The following is a 17,089-nucleotide window of genomic DNA, read 5'->3' as shown; positions in this document are numbered from 1 at the left end:
GTCATTGCGAGCCGAAAACTTCGGCGAAGCAATCTCCTTGGCTACAAAAGACTATCTGGAATCAAGGGGATTGCTTCGCCCTTGATAAGGACTCGCAATGACAAGCATGTTGTCGTTTTATGTCTTAAAACTTAATCAGCTGATACCCCTCTTGCTGCAAGTTCATAATCACAGTCATAGCTGAAAGTGCTACTTCCACCTCAGGCATCAATTTATCTCTGGGAACTGCCCGAGAGTATAAAGACTGTCCGCATTGATAGAATTTTGCTCCGGCAGCAGTAAGTTGCTCAATCAATTTCCGATTGGGATTGGGAACTCCAAATTTTGCTTCATAAGCTTCATCCATCAACAAATCCCAGGAAGCTTTATTATGTACAATACCTACCACATGCAGCTTTTCGGCAGGCACACCCGCTTTCGCATGCATATTCATAAATCTAGCCAGACTGTTCAAGGCTAAATTTAACCGCTCAGGATCATCCGGACTATTATAAATGTCAAACATCACCCGATACTCAATATCTTTAGCAGTCTCAAACTCGGGATTGGGCACATGCCAGACAGCCCCAAAGTCAGGCACCAAAGGCCCGGGAGATTTATGAGGGGCCTGAGCGGAAAGAGAAGTACTCATTGCCAGAAAACTAAATAAAATAAGAAAGCGCATGTCGTTTCGTTAAATGAAGTCCCAAGATAAGCTTTATCGATTTTTTATGCTATCTCTTCATATTTGACTAATGATGTAAGGTTTAGAAAAATTGGGGAGCAATTTGGGTTTTGAATGGGTCAAGAAAGGAGATATTTTAGGCCTCGAAAATAAAAACGCAAGATGAAAAGGAAAGTATGTGTGATCACAGGTACAAGAGCCGAGTACGGCCTGATGTATTGGGTCATGCGGGAATTGGAGCAAAATCCCTCTATCGAATTGCAGATCATAGCTACCGGGATGCATCTGTCCCCGGAATTTGGGCTTACCTATAAGAAGATCGAGGAAGATGGTTTTCCCCTCCATAAAAAGATTGAAATTCTGCTTTCTTCGGATACGCCTGTCGGTATTTCCAAAAGTATTGGCCTGGGCGTGATCAGTTTTGCCGAAGCCTTTGAAGAACTTCAACCCGATATCATAGCCGTTTTAGGTGATCGATTTGAGATTCTGGCGGCGGCTCAGGCAGCCATGATCAGCCGAATCCCAATTGCTCATTTTCATGGAGGAGAAGCAACAGAAGGTCTGATCGATGAACCTATTCGGCATTCGATCAGCAAAATGTCTCACCTGCACTTTACGGCTACAGAAGAATATAAAAACAGGGTGATCCAATTGGGTGAGCAGCCGGATCGCGTTTTTAATGTAGGTGCGCTTGGAATTGAGAATATCAACCGATTGGAGCTCTATAGCAAAGAGCAGTTTGAGGAATCCATAGGTTTCAAACTGAATAAGAGAAACATCCTGATAACCTTTCATCCGGTTACCCTGGAACATGCAACTGCCCGCCAGCAGTTTCAAGCCCTCTTACATGCCCTGGATAAGGTCGAAGATTGTACCTTAATCTTTACCAAGCCTAATGCAGATACAGATGGAAGGATCATTATAGAAATGATTGATCGCTATGTGAGTGAAAATTCCCATAAAGCTGTAGGTTTTACTTCTTTGGGACAAATCAGGTATTTATCTGCGCTCCAGTATATGGATGGGGCCGTGGGGAATTCATCCAGCGGTTTGATAGAAGTGCCGAGCTTTAAAATAGCGACCATTGATATAGGAGATCGACAGAAAGGAAGGATAAAAGCAGATAGTGTCATTTCCTGCGAACCTACGGAAGCCGCTATTTCCTCTGCCCTGGATAAAATGTTTAGCCCGGCTTTCAAAGAAAGCCTAACAGCTGTAAAAAATCCTTATGGCACTGAAAATCCTTCCAAATTCATCGTAGAAAAAATTGCAGAGGTTGAATTGGAGGGAATCCTGAAAAAAGAATTTTACGACCTAAGATAAAAGCATGAGAATAATTTTTATAGGGGCTGTTGAATTTTCATACAAAGCACTGGAAACCATCATCCGGGAAGGCGGAGAAGTAGTAGGGGTGGTAACCAAAGCTGAGTCCAAAGTGAATGCCGATTTCAAGGATTTGGCACCTCTCTGTGAAAAGCACAACATTCCTTATAAACATGTTCGTAGCATCAACCATCCCAACAATATTGCCTGGATGCAGGAGAAAAATCCGGACATTCTCTTTTGCTTTGGATGGAGTTATCTGCTGAAAACGGAAGTATTAAATTTGGCTCCGATGGGAGTTATCGGCTATCATCCTGCAGAGCTTCCCAAGAATAGAGGTCGTCATCCTTTGATCTGGGCTATCGCTTTAGGCCTTCCTTCTTCTGCCTCGACTTTCTTTTTCATGGATGAGGGAGCGGATACCGGAGATATTCTTTCTCAGCAAATATTTAGCATAGAAGAGGAGGAATATGCGAAGGATATCTATGAAAAAATGCAAAAGACCGCTCTGGATCAGATTGCAGCCTTTCTTCCCCAACTAGAAAACGGAACCTATAAAAGAGAAGTACAAGACCACAGTCTGGCCAATAATTGGAGGAAGCGAGGCTTTAAAGATGGTTTGATTGATTTCCGCATGAGTTCGAGGAATATATACAATCTGGTGAGAGCCCTGAGCAAGCCCTATGTAGGGGCAAGTATCATGTATCAGGAAGAGGAGGTGAAGATTTGGCGAATTGAAATCCTCGATTTCGCGCAAGTGAATCTGGAATCGGGCAAGGTTCTGGATCATGAAGGAACTCATTTGCTGGTTAAGACCGGAGATGGAGCTGTCAGGATCACCGAACATACTTTCACTGAATTACCCCCCAAAGGAACATACCTATGAAAAAAGTAATCGTCATTTCTGCCCATCCGGATGATGAAACCCTGGGATGCGGAGGCACCTTATTGAAACATAAAGCTGCAGGAGATGAAATAGCCTGGCTGATTACGACAGGCATGCGGGCAGAATTGGGATTTACGGAGGATAGGATTCAGCAAAGAGATCAGGAGATAGATCAGGTAGCTGAGGCTTATGGGATGACAAAAGTGTATAAACTCAATTACCCTACCACCCAACTCACGTCCAATACTCAGTTGAGCATGATTCCGGATGTATCCAAGGTATTTCAGGAATTCCAACCCGAGATCATTTATGTACTCAATCGATCTGATGCTCATTCGGATCATAAATTCACTTTTGAAGCGGTAGCAGCTTGTACCAAGTCCTTCCGCTATCCTTCGATTCGAAAGGTTTTGATGTACGAATGCATTTCAGAAACCGAATTTGCACCAGCTTTACCCGAAAAAGTCTTTATCCCGAATTACTACGTAGACATTTCGGATCATTTCGAGCAGAAGTGCGAGATCATGAAGATTTTTGAATCCGAATTGGCCGAGCATCCTTTCCCCCGCAGCCTGAGAAATATAGAAGCCCTGGCAACTTTCAGAGGAGCCAGTGTCGGCTTCGAATATGCCGAAGCCTTTCAAGTCGTCAAGATCATTGACGCCTAAAGATTTTTTTGGGAAATTGTAGCAAAGGAAATCCCTTTATTTTTATGCCTGATACCTACGAAATACACCACCGTTTCCGGATCAAAGCTCCAATTGATGAAATTTTACGAGCCATTGGCAGCAAAGAAGGCCTCAATTCCTGGTGGACAGAAGATGCTATAGCAGATCCAAAACTAGGAGCTGAGCATACCTTCTATTTCGCTGAGCATAGTATTGAGTGGAAAGCTGAAGTCAGCAAACTGGATCCTGCTACAGGATTTGAGTGGACCTTTGTACAGGCTGATGAAGACTGGACCGGAACTCAGGTGGGATTTGAATGGGAGAAAAGGGAGGAAATGTACCACATCCATTTTTACCATATTGGCTGGAAAAATCCCAATGAGCATATGTACATCACCAATTATTGTTGGGCTTTGTATTTGCGTTTGTTGAAAAGGTTTGTGGAGAGGGGAGAGGTAACTCCTTATAAAGATAGAACTGACTATTAAAATGAATTTCGAAGAATTTAGTGCAACATTATCTGCTGAGGCTGCACCTGCCTTGTCTCAACATTTAGAAGCCCTTTGGTGGGATGCTAAAGGAGAATGGGATAAAGCCCACCATTTGGCGGATCGAGTTATTCAGGACAGCGATGGCGACTGGATACATGCTTATTTACATAGAAAGGAAGGAGATTCCTTCAATGCCGGTTATTGGTATAATCGTGCTGCCAAGCCCAGATTTCAGGGGAGCCTGGACGAAGAGTGGGAGGAATTGGTGAGGTACTTTTTGCAAAAAGGATGAAGATGCTCAAAACCTGCTTCGTATGCCTCTTCTGCTTGCTAGCTACTAGTCAAATACGGCTTCGATTTCCTCTATAGAAAGCTTAAAAATAGAAAGGCTTAGTTGATTCAACTCCCTGAGCGTTCCCCTAAAGTGGAAGGTTCGATGAAAGTGGGTTAAACAGTCCCCTGCTTCCAAAGATGCTGCTGGCGAAGAACTTTCGATTTCATAAAACGGACCTAATTGATCCCCATTCTCCAAGGGGCCATCATTATAGGCATTGACTGCGTCACCCTTAAAGGGTTCTTCCTGAATTTCCCATAAAGAATTCACATAAGGCGCATTTTTTTTAGAAAGAGAATAGTGGGCAACAGTCAGGACACCATTTTCGGCATCATAGCTTCCGCTTATAGGTAAAGCCCTTTGGGGGGAAATACCAATCTTGCTTCGCTTATTGCCGTCTGCCTTAAAAAACATCACCTCCTCTTTTAGGATAAGGCGATCGGCAGGAACTTTTCCGAAATAATCATCGGTTACAATTTTGCCTAAATCCGATTCACTGCCGGCTTTAAAGGGCACGATAACGGTCGTTGAGGGGGATGGTTTGAACATGCTTAGAATCCAAATTGAGAGCATGCCGGATGCTCCATTCCAGACCTGATCCCCAGTATTCTGAATGCTATTCTCGGTTTCAAATCCAATCCATTTTGTATTTTCTGGAATTTTGACCGATAATAATTCTTCGGTTTTGGATCGATCCATCAATCGAACTACCCGATCGACCTTTAGCTTAAAGTCCGTACCCGAGTAGTTTGTCAATTCCATCGATTTTTTAAAACGAGCTTCTTGTGAGGTTTTTGATACCAACTCAAAAGGCTCCGTATCAATTTCTTTGGGTACGTACCAATTGTCGAATTCAAAGGAAGCCCCCGCTTTGAAGAATATAGAAAACTGCCCACCTTCGGGTCCTAACCAAAATCGCTCTTCCCCTCCCGTAGGATTAAAGTGCTCCTCTATTTCGCCCGATTCAATCAGTTCATAATTGAGCCAGCCAAAACTTTTCCCGCTTTCCCCTTCAGCAGTACTCGTCATTACCCGCCCTTGTAAAGCGGGAGAAACAATTACTTGCGCATCTTCGTCCTGCAAAAGTAAAAGGTCATCGTAGTGTTGCCTAAGAAAATTCAAGTCATAGCCAAAGCTGCCTTTTGAATGATCCGTTTTTTCCTGCCTATTCTGCTTTGCTTGCTCCTGATTTGAATCAGGCGTACAAGCCAATAAGACAAGAAAGGCACAGAGGGATATTAGCTTATTCATCGAATTTCCATTAAATGTTGGCCTTATCATTTTAGGAATAGGGGCAATGCTCCATTCTTAGGGCTCCATCTTTTTCCTATTTCGATCACTTAAAATCTGCACCCCCATGGTCTTGCCCTTCTCATTGATTTGGCCGAGTTTATTCTCCAGGAGATCATCCAATTGATTTAACTCCGTTTCCAATTCAGCTGAAACTGCCTGATACACCTCTTCCGCCTGGTCGGTAGGTTTATAGTCACCTCGCTGCTGGTCAGCCATAAGAAAGGCCAAACGGTTATTGATGCGGATGCCGTAATTGAGGGGATCCTGATAGCTCTGGTTTTTGGTCATATGGATCTTATTCTCAATGATAGACATCTCTTTGTCCAGTTCTTCGGCAAGCTCAAGAATATCTTTAAACTCTTCTTTGCCTCCCAGTTTTTCCTTATAATAATTGAGGTCCTCTCTAATGCTGCGGATGTCCCGGATTGCCTGATTCGCATCGCTTACTCTATCCCGAACTTTCAGCAAGAAAGCCAATTGTTGCTGATAATCTTCCAGAGAAGTCTCCAGGCGAGGGTCCGGAATAATCTCGAACTCGCATCTTGATTCCTCCTCATCTACCTTCAAGATAGCTGTATATTTTCCGGGCGCTGCTTTGGGGCCTCTATTAGGAGAGGAGTAGAGGATCATTCCCTCAAACTCTTCAAAACCCGGATAGCGCATATCCCAGATAAAACGATTCTTGCCCTTTTGCAGCTTCAATCTTTGTTTCATCCCCTTAGCATTTGTGGCAAAAGTTTGAATGCTATTTCCATTCATGTCCTGGATTTCCAGGCTAACACTTTGTTTGTCATAGTCTTTGATAAAGAAATTGAAGAGTACGCCGTTGGGATGATTTTCTCCCTCCAATTTTAGGTTAGGAGCTCCCCATCCGCCCCCTTGTGCCATACGATAAGCTGGCTTGGGCGTATAGAGATGCTGAGATTTCTCCGCTATTTCTTTTCTTAATTGGCGCAAGGGTCCCAAATCATCTATCATCCAGAAACTACGTCCGTGGGTAGCTGCTATCAGGCTTTCATCCCGTACATGTAAATCTCGAATAGAAGTAATGGGCAGATTTAACTGAAAGGGCTGCCAATTTTCGCCATCATCAAAGGATACATACATGCCCCATTCGGTGCCTGCATATAAGAGGCCCTCTCGAACAGGATCGGCACGAACTGCACGGGTATAATGAGTAGGTGCTATGCCTGTGACGATTTTTTCCCAGCTCCGACCATAATTGGTGGTTTTGTAGATGTAGGGCTGATAATCGCCAAACTTATAATGTGTGGCCGCCAGATATGCACTTCCTTTCTCAAAAGGATGCACATCTATACAATTCATCATATTTAATTTGGGCGAGTCTTTTGGCGTAACATTCTGCCAGCTCTTGCCATTGTCCCTACTGATGTGGATGAGGCCGTCATCACTTCCAGTCCAAATAACTCCGGGCTCTAATTTGGATTCAGCAATGGCAAAAATATTGGCATAAAATTCTGCACCTGTATTATCCTGGGTAATGGGTCCCCCTGATGACATAATGGTTTGAGGGTCATTGCGGGTGAGATCAGGGCTGATGACTTGCCAGGATTGCCCTTGATTGGTCGTCATATGCAAAAAGTTAGAACCCGCATACAAACGCTTGGGATCATTGGGGCTAAACATCACAGGGAAATTCCAATTGAAGCGATACTTCATGACCTCTGCTCCGGAACCTGCAGGATTATCTGGATATACATTCACAGATCGGGTTTGTCCCGTGCTATGATCTTGGCGCATCATATAGCCTTTGTAGGTACCTCCGTATACAATGTCCGGATTCTGAGGATCAGGAGCTAAATGCGCACTTTCCCCACCAGCTGAGGGCTCCCAATCTCGTTCTGAAATCGTTCCTCCTGCTGAGCGATGCAAAATCCTAATGGTACTGTTGTCTTGCTGGGCACCATAAATGCGGAAAGGAAAATGATTATCCGTGGTAACCCGATAAAATTGAGAAGTGGGTTGATTATGATAAGTCGTCCAATTTTCGCCCGCATCATAACTCACCTGGGCACCTCCATCATCTCCTATAACCATCCGATTATTATTTAATGGATCAATCCAAAGATCATGATGGTCACCATGAGGAGTCCTTATACTACTAAAATTCTTTCCTCCATCATTTGAGCGCCAAAAGCCTACATTTAGCACATAGACCCGATCTTCATTCTGGGTATCGGCATAGATGCGGCTATAATACCAGGCGCGTTGGCGAAGGTTGCGATTTGCACTGGTTTTCGTCCAGCTTTCTCCTCCATCATCCGAACGAAAAACTCCTCCATCTTTGGCTTCAATGATGGTCCAAATTCTGTTTGAATTGAGTGGAGAGACCGTAACTCCTATAATTCCAATAACTCCTGTAGGAAGTCCTGGGCGATCGGTAAGTTTTTCCCAGCTATCTCCTCCATCTTTACTTTTCCACAAATGGCTATCTGGACCTCCTGAGTCCATGCGGTAGCCATTGCGTTTGATTTGCCAGGTGGAAGCGTACATAATCCGGGGATTATTGGGATCGAAGGTGACATCTACGGCTCCTGCCTTATCACTTACATAGAGGATTTTCTCCCAACTTTCACCCCCATCCTTGCTTCTATAAAGTCCACGTTCTTCATTGGGAATCCATAGATTTCCCATAGCTGCTACATATAGCACATCCGAATTCTGAGGATGCACCACCATTCTGCCTATATGCTCTGTTCCTTTTAAACCAATAAACTTCCAGCTATCACCTGCATCCGTTGATCTCCATAAGCCATTACCAGAAGAAACATTGCCCCGCACGGTTTGCTCACCTTCTCCTACATAGATCACATTGGGATCACTCTGTGCTACGGCTATGGCTCCTATAGAACCGCCAAAATAGCCATCCGAAATACAGGACCAACTATTCCCACCATCTGTAGTCTTCCATACCCCTCCTCCGGCTGTACCCATATAGTATAAATTGGATTTGCCAACAACTCCTTGGACAGTCCCTGAACGGCCTCCTCGAAAGGGTCCGACGAGGCGCCATTGCATCGTATTGTAAAGCGCTTCATCAAAGCCTGAGATTTGAGTCGAATTCTTCTGAGCCTCTGAAATAGGTATAGATAGTAAGAAAGCGAAGAGTAAGAGTAGTAGTTTTTTCATGTCTTTAGGCGATTGGAATAAATATGCCGGTTTCCGGACTTAGCATATCCTTTACAATATGGCAAATTTATTTGAGCTGAGCTTTCCCAACAAAAAACAGGTACAAGAAAAACAACTCCCACAGGTTTTGGCCTAAGCTTTCAAGATTAGCCAGTAAGATTTTCTTAAAAGAGCAGCCTGGATATTTGGAGCGTAATTTATAGACAAAGAAGCTAGGAGAATTATGTATCCTCCAGCTTTTTGACCAGTTCGCGGCTGCGAACTGTATCATAGATGATTGTGAGAAGCGTGATCTTTTTATTCTCGTCGAACTCGAGGATATCGACCACTTCAAAATTGACCTTTGATCCATCTCTTAAGGTCCAGGCATAATCGAATTGCAAGGCAATATTACCTGTACTGGCATCTTCAAAAATTCCTTTGATGTGGAGCTCAGAATTTTGGGTATCGGCAAATAATTGGGTGTAAAAGTCTTTGCAATCCTTTTTCCCATAGACAGGTGAAATAACGATAGCATCTTCGGCAAAAAGACCCAGAATTTGCTGCAAGTCTCCTTTTGCCAAAAACGCTATATACGCTTGCGCTATTTCAGGTTTATTCATTTAAGAAAGCTTATTGATTGGCTGTCCACCAGTTTGTTTTGGGGATATCTTCTTCCCCTAGAATAATGGGTTCTCCGATTTGAGGCGTAGCGATCTCCACACTCATTTCCTGAGCAGCTTTCGTTACACGCTCAATAGGATCTGTCCAACTATGGGAAGCCAGGGTAAAGGCTCCCCAATGAATGGGAACGATCATTTTTGCTTTCACGTCTATGCCTGCCTGTACCGTTTGCTCGGGCATCATATGCACTTGCGCCCAAAGCTTATTGTATTGCCCGCATTCCATGAGAGCTATATCAAAGTCTCCATATTTATCCCCGATTTCTTTGAAATGCTTGCCATAGCCTCCATCTCCACTGAAAAATATATTGCTACTTTTCCCCTGCAGCACCCAGGATCCCCAAAGGGTAGCAGACTGGTCCGTCAATCCTCTGCCGGACATATGTCTTGAAGGTGTAAATGCTATGGTCAGGCCGTTGAATTCTTTTTCTTGCCACCAATCCATTTTGCTGATTTTATCTTCAGCGATTCCCCAACGTTCCAAATGATTATCAACACCCAGGGGAACAAAGAAATGTTCAGTTTTCTCTTTCAACTCTTTGATAGACTCATAATCCAGGTGATCGTAATGATCATGAGAAATAATGACTGCATCAATTTGGGGTAAATCCGCTATGCTGATCGGCATTTCGCTATTATAGCGCTTTCTGCCCAGTAGGGGATGGGGAGCCGCATATTGCCCGAAGACCGGATCAAAGAGGATGTTCTTTCCATCCATTTCCACCAAGAAAGTAGAATGTCCAAACCAGGTCAATCTGCTGATCGAATCCGGTTTTTGAACAATGCTTGCTGCTTCAATCTTTTTGACTTTGATATCTTCTTTGGGAGATACATTGGGATCAGGCTCCAACATTTCTTGCAGCATCTTCTGAATGCTGTGGCAATCTACTTCCATCTTTATTTCCTCTTTATTCAGGAAAACACCTTCATCAAAATGCCCCGTCAAGCTATACGCCTGTAATTCTTCCTCAGTCGCTTTTCCCCCAAATTGAGGACTTATATTGATAAACAGAATGCCTGTTATCAAGGCAATGGATAGGATTGAAACGAAAGTAATCAAGGTCCATTTCAGAATTTTTCTCATGGGATTAAAGCTTATGGATTTGTTCGAATGATCCCAGATAAATTATCTATTGTCCTTCCTCTCAATTTCTTATACCTCTGGAATACTACAAAGTAATGCCATTGCTTGCTCGAATCCGTATACAAATTCGCGAAATTTGTATACATTTTGACGTTCCAGCTTTATGAATTCCCTTTCCCCAACATCATTACTACAGGATAAAAAACAAAAAAAAGGAGAAGAATGACTTGATTCCTCTCCCTTTTCAAAAATTTATTTAGCTATTCCTTCTCAAGACTCACAAATACGCCATAGGAAAAAGAGGCTTCCTCCGAACTAAACATAGATTGGATATGCCCATATAATTTCCCCTGATCGTAATGCAGGCTAAACACACATCTGCTTTCTTCCTCATTTTCTTTTTCAGGCAGGGGAATGTAAGCGCGAAAACTCCCTTCTAGTTTTTGGTATTGGTTGAATGTTGGATAATTCAATTCCTTCCAATCTTCTTCTCCGACTTTCAGCTTTATCCCATCTCCTTTATTGCATGACAAACGTAAGGGTATACTTCCCTCTATACTTGCTATCTCCCCTTTCCACTCTCCCAATAGTTCTGGAGCATCCTGATAAGGCGTTTCGAATACTGCTGCATACTTTTCTCTATCCATACCGGAATCAAAATCAGGCAAGATATGTCCCAGGATCATTCCGGCAGCCTGATCTGCGTAGCCATTGATGTGGGTATTTGTGAGGCAAACGATCACGATATTTTTTTCAGGAACCATCATCAACATGGCATTTGCTCCGGTGATATTCCCATTGCTGATGATCAGACTTCCCGTATTGAAGAAACCAATTTTGAACATGCCCGGAGCTCCCTCATAGGTATGCATGAGATCAATACTTCTATCGCTGAGGATTCTTTTACGTCCTTCTTTCCGGTTTTTTAGGTAAAAAAGTCCGTATTCTATAAGATCTTCTGCTGTAGAATAATAGCCCCCGCCTCCATAGGGGAGAAAGTGATAAGGATCTATCGCTCCTTCCCGATTGTACAAGCTTACAAACTGATCGGCCTTATCATTTTGGTAAGAAGTATGGCTGTTTTTCATCCCCAAAGGCTGGAATACTTCTGATTGCATGTAGGCTTCCAGTGATTTTCCACTCTGACGTTCCATAACTAAGTCCAGGATGCCATAAGAATAATTGGAGTATTGCTGAATCTTGCCCGGAGGAAAGGTTACATGCCCGATTTTATCTATGAATCTATCTTTCTCTTCTTCCGAAAAGGCAGTGAAAATCTGATCTGGATAGGTAGTCCAGCCATGTGGGATACCGGCACTCATATTCAGCACATGCTTGAGTTTTATATCAGATGCAGGGCCATGATAATTTTTCAATTTTGCAGGAGCAATCAGGGGATTAATTTCATCTTCCAGAGATAATTTGCCTTGCTCCACCAAAGTCATAGTACCCGTAGCAGCCATAGATTTCGCCAAAGAACCGAGGGCATAGATGTGTTGCGGCTGGGCTTTGACATTCTTTTCTTTATTCGCCCAACCAAAAGCCTCCTTCCATATCAGTTTACCATCCTGGGCAACAGCGATGGACATAGAGGGAATATCCCCGCCTTCTATCCAGGATTGAATTTGTTCTTTGATCGGATCAAAGTCCTGAGACTCAACAAGATTTTGTCCCAAAAGGAAGGAATGAGTGAGGGTCAATATTACAGCAACAAATAGGATGTTTTTGAACATGATAGTAAAATTAGGTTGGCTTCAATGGATTGAAATTAGGGCTGCTTTGTCGAAGCAATGGTACAATTGACCTTTATTTTTCCTAAAAAAGGTTTTCGTAGGTCAATGTCTGCGTATATGAAGGAAAGCTACTGATATGGAAATCACACAGAATCTTCAGGATGGAATACATACAAGCGCACAAATAAAAAAAGGCTTGAAAGAGCAGGCTTTTTTGTTAGGCTATGATTTTCTGGTCTATCCTCCCACGCATGAAATCGCAATCCTGGAAGGCTTTGAGGTGAAGCACAGTTTTAAGGTTGAGCCTCGTTTGATGCAGGTATTGATATGTCTGGCGGAAGATGCCGGAAATTTGGTTCCCCGTTCTGAATTGATAAAAAAAGTCTGGAACAACTATGGTGGGGCAGAGGAGGGTTTGATGCAGGCCATTTCCAAACTTCGAAAATTCCTGCTGGATGATGCCAGACAGCAGCAGGTAATTCAGACCATTCCTAAAAAAGGCTATCGCCTGGTCCCGGCAGTCAAAATCCTTGACAAAAAAACCCTGGCAAAATTGCAGGGAACAGAGGGAGAGGAAATCAGAAAAGAAGAAAAGCTAGGTGCTTTTACCGGATTCATTGAACGCCTTACTCGGCCCCGATTTTTCCTTGCCTTTTTATTTCTATCTGTAGTCGTCATATTTATCCTCTCTATCCTTTCTTATATGAGTTTTTGGATCGCTGTAGCTCTCTAAGCGTCAATTGATCCAATAAGCCTAAAGAAGAAAGTTACGATTAGCACCTAAAAGGTAGCTGAACCGTAACTTTCGCATCTATGTGCATCTGCTGCCTTAGAGAATTCTATGAACAGCTGACACAACTTCAATTCTATCCCTATTCATTGTGTCTGGGTTGTGCCATTACGTTAGTCCGTCTAATTCTTCTTTTGTGATTCACGGTATTTAAGGACGGTTTGCGGAGAAACCCTATCCATGATAAAATCCTTGTGCTTTTCAATATCCAGGCCTGCATCCTCATAACTTTTTAAGCGCGAGGCTCTTATACGATGCTGAATGAAATCAGTATGTTTCATGGGATCATATCCGGCGTCCATGTATTGCTTGAGGAAATCTGCGCTTACCCGACTTGAGATAAACTTGCTGTATTTATCATGATCAAGACCTGCTTTTTCATACTCTTTCAGGAAGGAAGCCTTTACCCGATTGTGGATGTACTTTTTATACTCCTCCAAATCATAACCAGCCTTTCTGTATTCGGTGAGGTAAGAGGAGGGCACTCGGCTATTGATGTAACTCTTATATTTATCGACATCCAAACCAGCATCCTTGTAGGATTGCAATAGTTCAGGTTTCACCCGATTCTGAATAAAGCTTTTGTGGGTTTCCAGATCAAAACCTGCATCATCGTAGGCTTTGAGGGATTTGGCGTGAATGCGGCTTTGGATATAACTTTTATAGGTATCCAGATCATAACCCGCATCATTATATTCTTTAATCAATGCTACCGGTACTCGACTTTGGATAAAGCGTTCGTGTTCTTCCAAATCCAGGCCTGCATCACGGTATTCAACCAAAGAAGCTGGTTTTACCCGTGCCTGAATGAAGCTTTTACTCTCTTCTAAGTCAAAACCGGCATCTTTGTATGCCTGAAGAAGGTCTGGCTTTAATCGACTCATGATATAGGATTTATTTTCTTCTAAATCCATTCCAGCATTTTCATAGGCTTTGAGTAAATCAGGTTTTACCCGAGACTGAATAAATCTTTTCTGTTCTTCCAGATCATAACCCGCATCTTTATAGGCTGCCAAAAGACCTGGCTTTACCCGGCTGATGATATAGGGTCTGTGTGCGGTCAAATCAAGACCTTCTGCCTCATAGGCTTTCAATAAATCCGGTTTCACCCGACTACTGATGAAGTTTTTACTTTCTTCTAAATCATATCCGGCTGCTTTGTAATCCTTTAGCAGCTGAGCAGGAACCCGACCATTGATAAAGTTTTTATGCTCTTCCAAATCCAAACCGGCATCATTGTATGAAGCGAGCAATTTGGGTTTCACACGGCTATTGATGAATGACTTGTGTTTTTCCAGATCAAGTCCTGCATCATTGTAGGATTTAATCAAGTCAGCTTTTACCCTTGAGCGGATAAAGGCAATATGATCCCCTACTGCCAAACCTGCATCCTGGTATCCTTTAACCAAATCAGCTTTTACTCCATCTACCATCAATGTCTCCAAAGACTTTTCATCAAGACCCAGTTTCTGCAATTCTACCAGATTCGCGACAAACTTCTCTTCATTTCTCACGAAAAATAGCCTAAACATGAGGTCATCCGATGCTTTACGGACCCCTTTGCTTGCAAGATCTCTGCGATAGGAATCACTTCCTTCAAACTGGAAGCTTCCTTCCCCTTTTTCTCCGGAAAATGATCCTGTAAAATTGAGTTTACCCGCCTTTCTGCTCATGCTGAAAGAAGTGGTAGAAGTAGTTACACGAGGGCTGAAATCACTATGCTCATAGCAATCGAAATGCATCCAGTTCCAATCATTTTCTGAAATCTCACGGATAATGCGGAGGCATAATTCATCTTCTTTGAGTTTCGCTTCCCAATTTCCTTCTATCGCTTCAGTCGAAACGGTCAGGGAAGGAAAGTTCGCAGGAATCAAATCCTTTGTCTCTGATACTATATTCGATTTGGGAGTTTCCTCTTCAAGCAGAATTTCTGCTTCATTCGTTTCTACATATTCTGTTTCCTGTTCTTCAAATAGTAAAGGAGAAAGATCTGCAAATTCAGGAGCCCTTTCTGCTACCAGTACAATGCTGCTAAGTGCAAGCAAAGGAAGCAGGAAAGCGTATTTCCAAACGGATAGGAGGGAGGATTTTTTCGTGTTCATCATCAAGATTCGTTTTTTTAATAAAGATTGGCTGTAATTGAGGACCAGTTGGCTGGAAGCGCCGGGAGCGGAGACACGAAGCAGGCTAAACTGATAAGCCGTTTTATCCGTGCCTTTTCTGACCATTTCATCATCGGTCAGGTATTCCAGATTTTGCTTGATCTTTTTCTTGTAGATCCAGGCAAAAGGATTGAACCACTGGAAAATGACCAGAAACTCCGAGAGGAGGATGTCAACACTGTGCCGCTGGTCAACATGAATTCGTTCATGTGATAGAATCTGCTGATACGTCGAGTGATCGAGGGGTTGTGGATTGATAAATATGAAATTGAAGAAAGAGTAAGAAGCTTTTCCTCGATTTAATTGGACGATGATGTATTTCCCATCTTTATTCTTGGGGAGAATTTGAATATGGTGAATAAGGGAAAACATTTGTACCAGAAAGCGAGCAAACATAAAGGCCGCCCCTAATACATATATAAAGAATAGGTATTCATCCCAGCTATAAGAAGAAAGCAAGGTCCAAACAGCGTTTTCTGCTTCTATTGGGAGGATCGCTTCCTCTCTGAGGGGAGCTGGCTCAAGATTTGTCCATCCTTCAGCCTCTTCAGCTGGTAGTACAAATTGAGATTCTACTTCCAGGCTATTACTTTCTGTCAGGGGAAAGGGAAGAGAAATTTCCTGAGGGACACTCATTTCAAACTGTATCTGCGGGAGGAAAATCGCCGCAAGCATACAGGAGATGAGAACCCATCTATTGAGTTTATAATGAGTTTCTTTTTCGAGCAGGAATCGATAGAAAAGCAGAGCAATCGTAATGATCGCACTTGCCTGAATCAGTTGTGTAATCATGATTTGTTCTTTTTGATCAGTTCAATGATATCTTTTAATTCAGCCTCATTGATCTTCTCCTCTTCTGCGAAATAGGCAACCAGGTTTTTATAGGAGTCATTGAAATAGTGCTTGATAAAGTTTCCAATCTCCTGTTGCTGGTAATTGTCCCGTGACAGGACAGGATAATAGCGGTGGGCATTCCCAAATGATTCACTACTCACAAAACCCTTCTTTTGAAGGACCTTGATAATGGTCGCAACCGTATTGTAATGGGGTTGGTCCGGTAGTTCTGCAATAATCTCTTTGATGAAAGCCTTTTCAAGCTTCCATAAAGCCTGCATGATCTGTTCTTCCCGCTTTGCTAATTTTTGCATGGATTGACTAATTTGATTCCAAGGTACTACTAATGAATTAGTAATACAAAGAAACCATTAGTTATTTCTACTAATCAGTTAGTAGATAATGCAAAAAAGGAATTCTGATCTACGAAATGAAAGCTATAATCTATCAAATAATAATCAGGACCATCCGGCTCCATATCCCTGCCAGGGCCATGGAATAGCCAATAATATGATGAGTAAGCCGATCAAAAAGAAAATAAAGGTTGTTTTGAACTTCTTGGCATCTGTATCAGCTTTCTTTGCTCTGCCTGAACCTATAGAGATCAATACAACAGCGATCAGCATCATGAGCGAGTGCTCAACCAGAAAGAAGCGGGCCACTTTGCTACTCATAGACTCCGCAGCAAAAACAACTTTGGGGCTCACAAAAAACAGAATCAGTCCAATGAGGAACTGTACACCTACCAGAGCGGCAACGATCGTATTCAGTTTGCGGTCCGGAGAGTCTTTAAATTCTTTGCCGCCTTGCCATTTCATCAAGGCATTGACGATAGCGAATAACAAAGCTCCGAGTACGAGCCAGCGAAATCCGGAATGGGCGTGTTTGAGAATATTGGCGAAAGTGTCCATAGAAATTAGGGGTTAGGGAAGGGGGCATTCCCCTTCTCAGTCTCTGCAAAATTAACATATTTTTCAAAGGGTGAAACAGCCGACAAAAAAACTTGTAGTTAGCC

The 17,089-nt window shown here is 42.8% G+C and carries 15 protein-coding genes; 6 read left to right on the top strand and 9 right to left on the bottom strand.

The window, feature by feature from the left end; translation table 11 throughout:
• Nucleotides 1-124: 124 nt before the first annotated feature.
• Entirely contained in the window at nt 125-664 is a 540-nt protein-coding gene (locus R8P61_35300; GenBank protein MDW3652398.1) for a DsrE family protein, read from the bottom strand.
• 162 nt (nt 665-826) lie between these two features.
• On the opposite strand from R8P61_35300, the gene neuC reads away from it, so the two are divergent.
• Genes neuC through R8P61_35275 form a run of 5 tightly spaced genes read left to right on the top strand, consistent with a single transcriptional unit; the run spans nt 827 to nt 4,324 of the window.
• Complete coding sequence (neuC, locus tag R8P61_35295) at nt 827-1,987, top strand: UDP-N-acetylglucosamine 2-epimerase (GenBank protein MDW3652397.1); 1,161 nt, start codon at nt 827-829, stop codon at nt 1,985-1,987.
• Nucleotides 1,988-1,991: 4 nt separating this feature from the next.
• Nucleotides 1,992-2,873: a formyltransferase family protein gene (locus tag R8P61_35290; protein ID MDW3652396.1), complete on the top strand. Its 882-nt coding sequence runs from the start codon at nt 1,992-1,994 to the stop codon at nt 2,871-2,873.
• Nucleotides 2,870-3,541, top strand: a complete 672-nt coding sequence (locus tag R8P61_35285) for a PIG-L family deacetylase (protein ID MDW3652395.1) — start codon at nt 2,870-2,872, stop codon at nt 3,539-3,541. Before R8P61_35290 ends, R8P61_35285 begins: the two co-directional genes overlap by 4 nt.
• Before the next feature lie 44 nt (nt 3,542-3,585).
• Complete coding sequence (locus R8P61_35280) at nt 3,586-4,029, top strand: SRPBCC domain-containing protein (GenBank protein MDW3652394.1); 444 nt, start codon at nt 3,586-3,588, stop codon at nt 4,027-4,029.
• Between the two features lies 1 nt (nt 4,030).
• On the top strand, nt 4,031-4,324 hold the full coding sequence (locus R8P61_35275; protein ID MDW3652393.1) for a hypothetical protein: 294 nt from the start codon (nt 4,031-4,033) through the stop codon (nt 4,322-4,324).
• A 45-nt stretch (nt 4,325-4,369) separates the two neighbouring features.
• Here the strand turns inward: R8P61_35275 and R8P61_35270 are convergent, their stop codons facing one another.
• The 5 genes from R8P61_35270 to R8P61_35250 form a co-directional block, all read right to left on the bottom strand.
• Complete coding sequence (locus tag R8P61_35270; protein ID MDW3652392.1) at nt 4,370-5,617, bottom strand: DUF6786 family protein; 1,248 nt, start codon at nt 5,615-5,617, stop codon at nt 4,370-4,372.
• A gap of 57 nt (nt 5,618-5,674) precedes the next feature.
• A complete protein-coding gene (locus R8P61_35265; protein MDW3652391.1) occupies nt 5,675-8,809 on the bottom strand; it encodes a glycosyl hydrolase in 3,135 nt (1,044 codons plus the stop codon).
• A gap of 221 nt (nt 8,810-9,030) precedes the next feature.
• Nucleotides 9,031-9,411, bottom strand: coding sequence for a nuclear transport factor 2 family protein (locus R8P61_35260; protein MDW3652390.1), 381 nt, complete (start codon nt 9,409-9,411; stop codon nt 9,031-9,033).
• A 10-nt stretch (nt 9,412-9,421) separates the two neighbouring features.
• Entirely contained in the window at nt 9,422-10,555 is a 1,134-nt protein-coding gene (locus tag R8P61_35255) for an MBL fold metallo-hydrolase (protein MDW3652389.1), read from the bottom strand.
• A gap of 260 nt (nt 10,556-10,815) precedes the next feature.
• Nucleotides 10,816-12,288: a serine hydrolase domain-containing protein gene (locus R8P61_35250; GenBank protein MDW3652388.1), complete on the bottom strand. Its 1,473-nt coding sequence runs from the start codon at nt 12,286-12,288 to the stop codon at nt 10,816-10,818.
• 136 nt (nt 12,289-12,424) lie between these two features.
• On the opposite strand from R8P61_35250, the gene R8P61_35245 reads away from it, so the two are divergent.
• On the top strand, nt 12,425-13,021 hold the full coding sequence (locus R8P61_35245; protein ID MDW3652387.1) for a winged helix-turn-helix domain-containing protein: 597 nt from the start codon (nt 12,425-12,427) through the stop codon (nt 13,019-13,021).
• Nucleotides 13,022-13,200: 179 nt separating this feature from the next.
• Here the strand turns inward: R8P61_35245 and R8P61_35240 are convergent, their stop codons facing one another.
• From R8P61_35240 to R8P61_35230, 3 genes are all read right to left on the bottom strand, one after another.
• Nucleotides 13,201-16,032 carry a M56 family metallopeptidase gene (locus R8P61_35240; GenBank protein MDW3652386.1) on the bottom strand — a complete coding sequence of 944 codons (2,832 nt, stop codon included), beginning with the start codon at nt 16,030-16,032 and terminating at the stop codon, nt 13,201-13,203.
• Nucleotides 16,029-16,388, bottom strand: coding sequence for a BlaI/MecI/CopY family transcriptional regulator (locus R8P61_35235; protein ID MDW3652385.1), 360 nt, complete (start codon nt 16,386-16,388; stop codon nt 16,029-16,031). The genes R8P61_35240 and R8P61_35235 overlap by 4 nt, the downstream gene beginning before the upstream one ends.
• A 144-nt stretch (nt 16,389-16,532) precedes the next feature.
• A complete protein-coding gene (locus R8P61_35230; protein ID MDW3652384.1) occupies nt 16,533-16,985 on the bottom strand; it encodes a cytochrome B in 453 nt (150 codons plus the stop codon).
• Nucleotides 16,986-17,089 lie beyond the last annotated feature (104 nt).

It is taken from the genome of Bacteroidia bacterium, assembly GCA_033391075.1.
Classification (GTDB): domain Bacteria; phylum Bacteroidota; class Bacteroidia; order J057; family J057; genus JAWPMV01.
This window is presented reverse-complemented; position numbering and strand designations above follow the sequence as displayed.

Bases quoted from the DNA above. Each gene is read 5' to 3' on its own strand.
- R8P61_35300 (MDW3652398.1), bottom strand. From the start codon at position 664: ATGCGCTTTCTTATTTTATTTAGTTTTCTGGCAATGAGTACTTCTCTT.
- neuC (MDW3652397.1), top strand. From the start codon at position 827: ATGAAAAGGAAAGTATGTGTGATCACAGGTACAAGAGCCGAGTACGGC.
- R8P61_35290 (MDW3652396.1), top strand. From the start codon at position 1,992: ATGAGAATAATTTTTATAGGGGCTGTTGAATTTTCATACAAAGCACTG.
- R8P61_35285 (MDW3652395.1), top strand. From the start codon at position 2,870: ATGAAAAAAGTAATCGTCATTTCTGCCCATCCGGATGATGAAACCCTG.
- R8P61_35280 (MDW3652394.1), top strand. From the start codon at position 3,586: ATGCCTGATACCTACGAAATACACCACCGTTTCCGGATCAAAGCTCCA.
- R8P61_35275 (MDW3652393.1), top strand. From the start codon at position 4,031: ATGAATTTCGAAGAATTTAGTGCAACATTATCTGCTGAGGCTGCACCT.
- R8P61_35270 (MDW3652392.1), bottom strand. From the start codon at position 5,617: ATGAATAAGCTAATATCCCTCTGTGCCTTTCTTGTCTTATTGGCTTGT.
- R8P61_35265 (MDW3652391.1), bottom strand. From the start codon at position 8,809: ATGAAAAAACTACTACTCTTACTCTTCGCTTTCTTACTATCTATACCT.
- R8P61_35260 (MDW3652390.1), bottom strand. From the start codon at position 9,411: ATGAATAAACCTGAAATAGCGCAAGCGTATATAGCGTTTTTGGCAAAA.
- R8P61_35255 (MDW3652389.1), bottom strand. From the start codon at position 10,555: ATGAGAAAAATTCTGAAATGGACCTTGATTACTTTCGTTTCAATCCTA.
- R8P61_35250 (MDW3652388.1), bottom strand. From the start codon at position 12,288: ATGTTCAAAAACATCCTATTTGTTGCTGTAATATTGACCCTCACTCAT.
- R8P61_35245 (MDW3652387.1), top strand. From the start codon at position 12,425: ATGGAAATCACACAGAATCTTCAGGATGGAATACATACAAGCGCACAA.
- R8P61_35240 (MDW3652386.1), bottom strand. From the start codon at position 16,032: ATGATTACACAACTGATTCAGGCAAGTGCGATCATTACGATTGCTCTG.
- R8P61_35235 (MDW3652385.1), bottom strand. From the start codon at position 16,388: ATGCAAAAATTAGCAAAGCGGGAAGAACAGATCATGCAGGCTTTATGG.
- R8P61_35230 (MDW3652384.1), bottom strand. From the start codon at position 16,985: ATGGACACTTTCGCCAATATTCTCAAACACGCCCATTCCGGATTTCGC.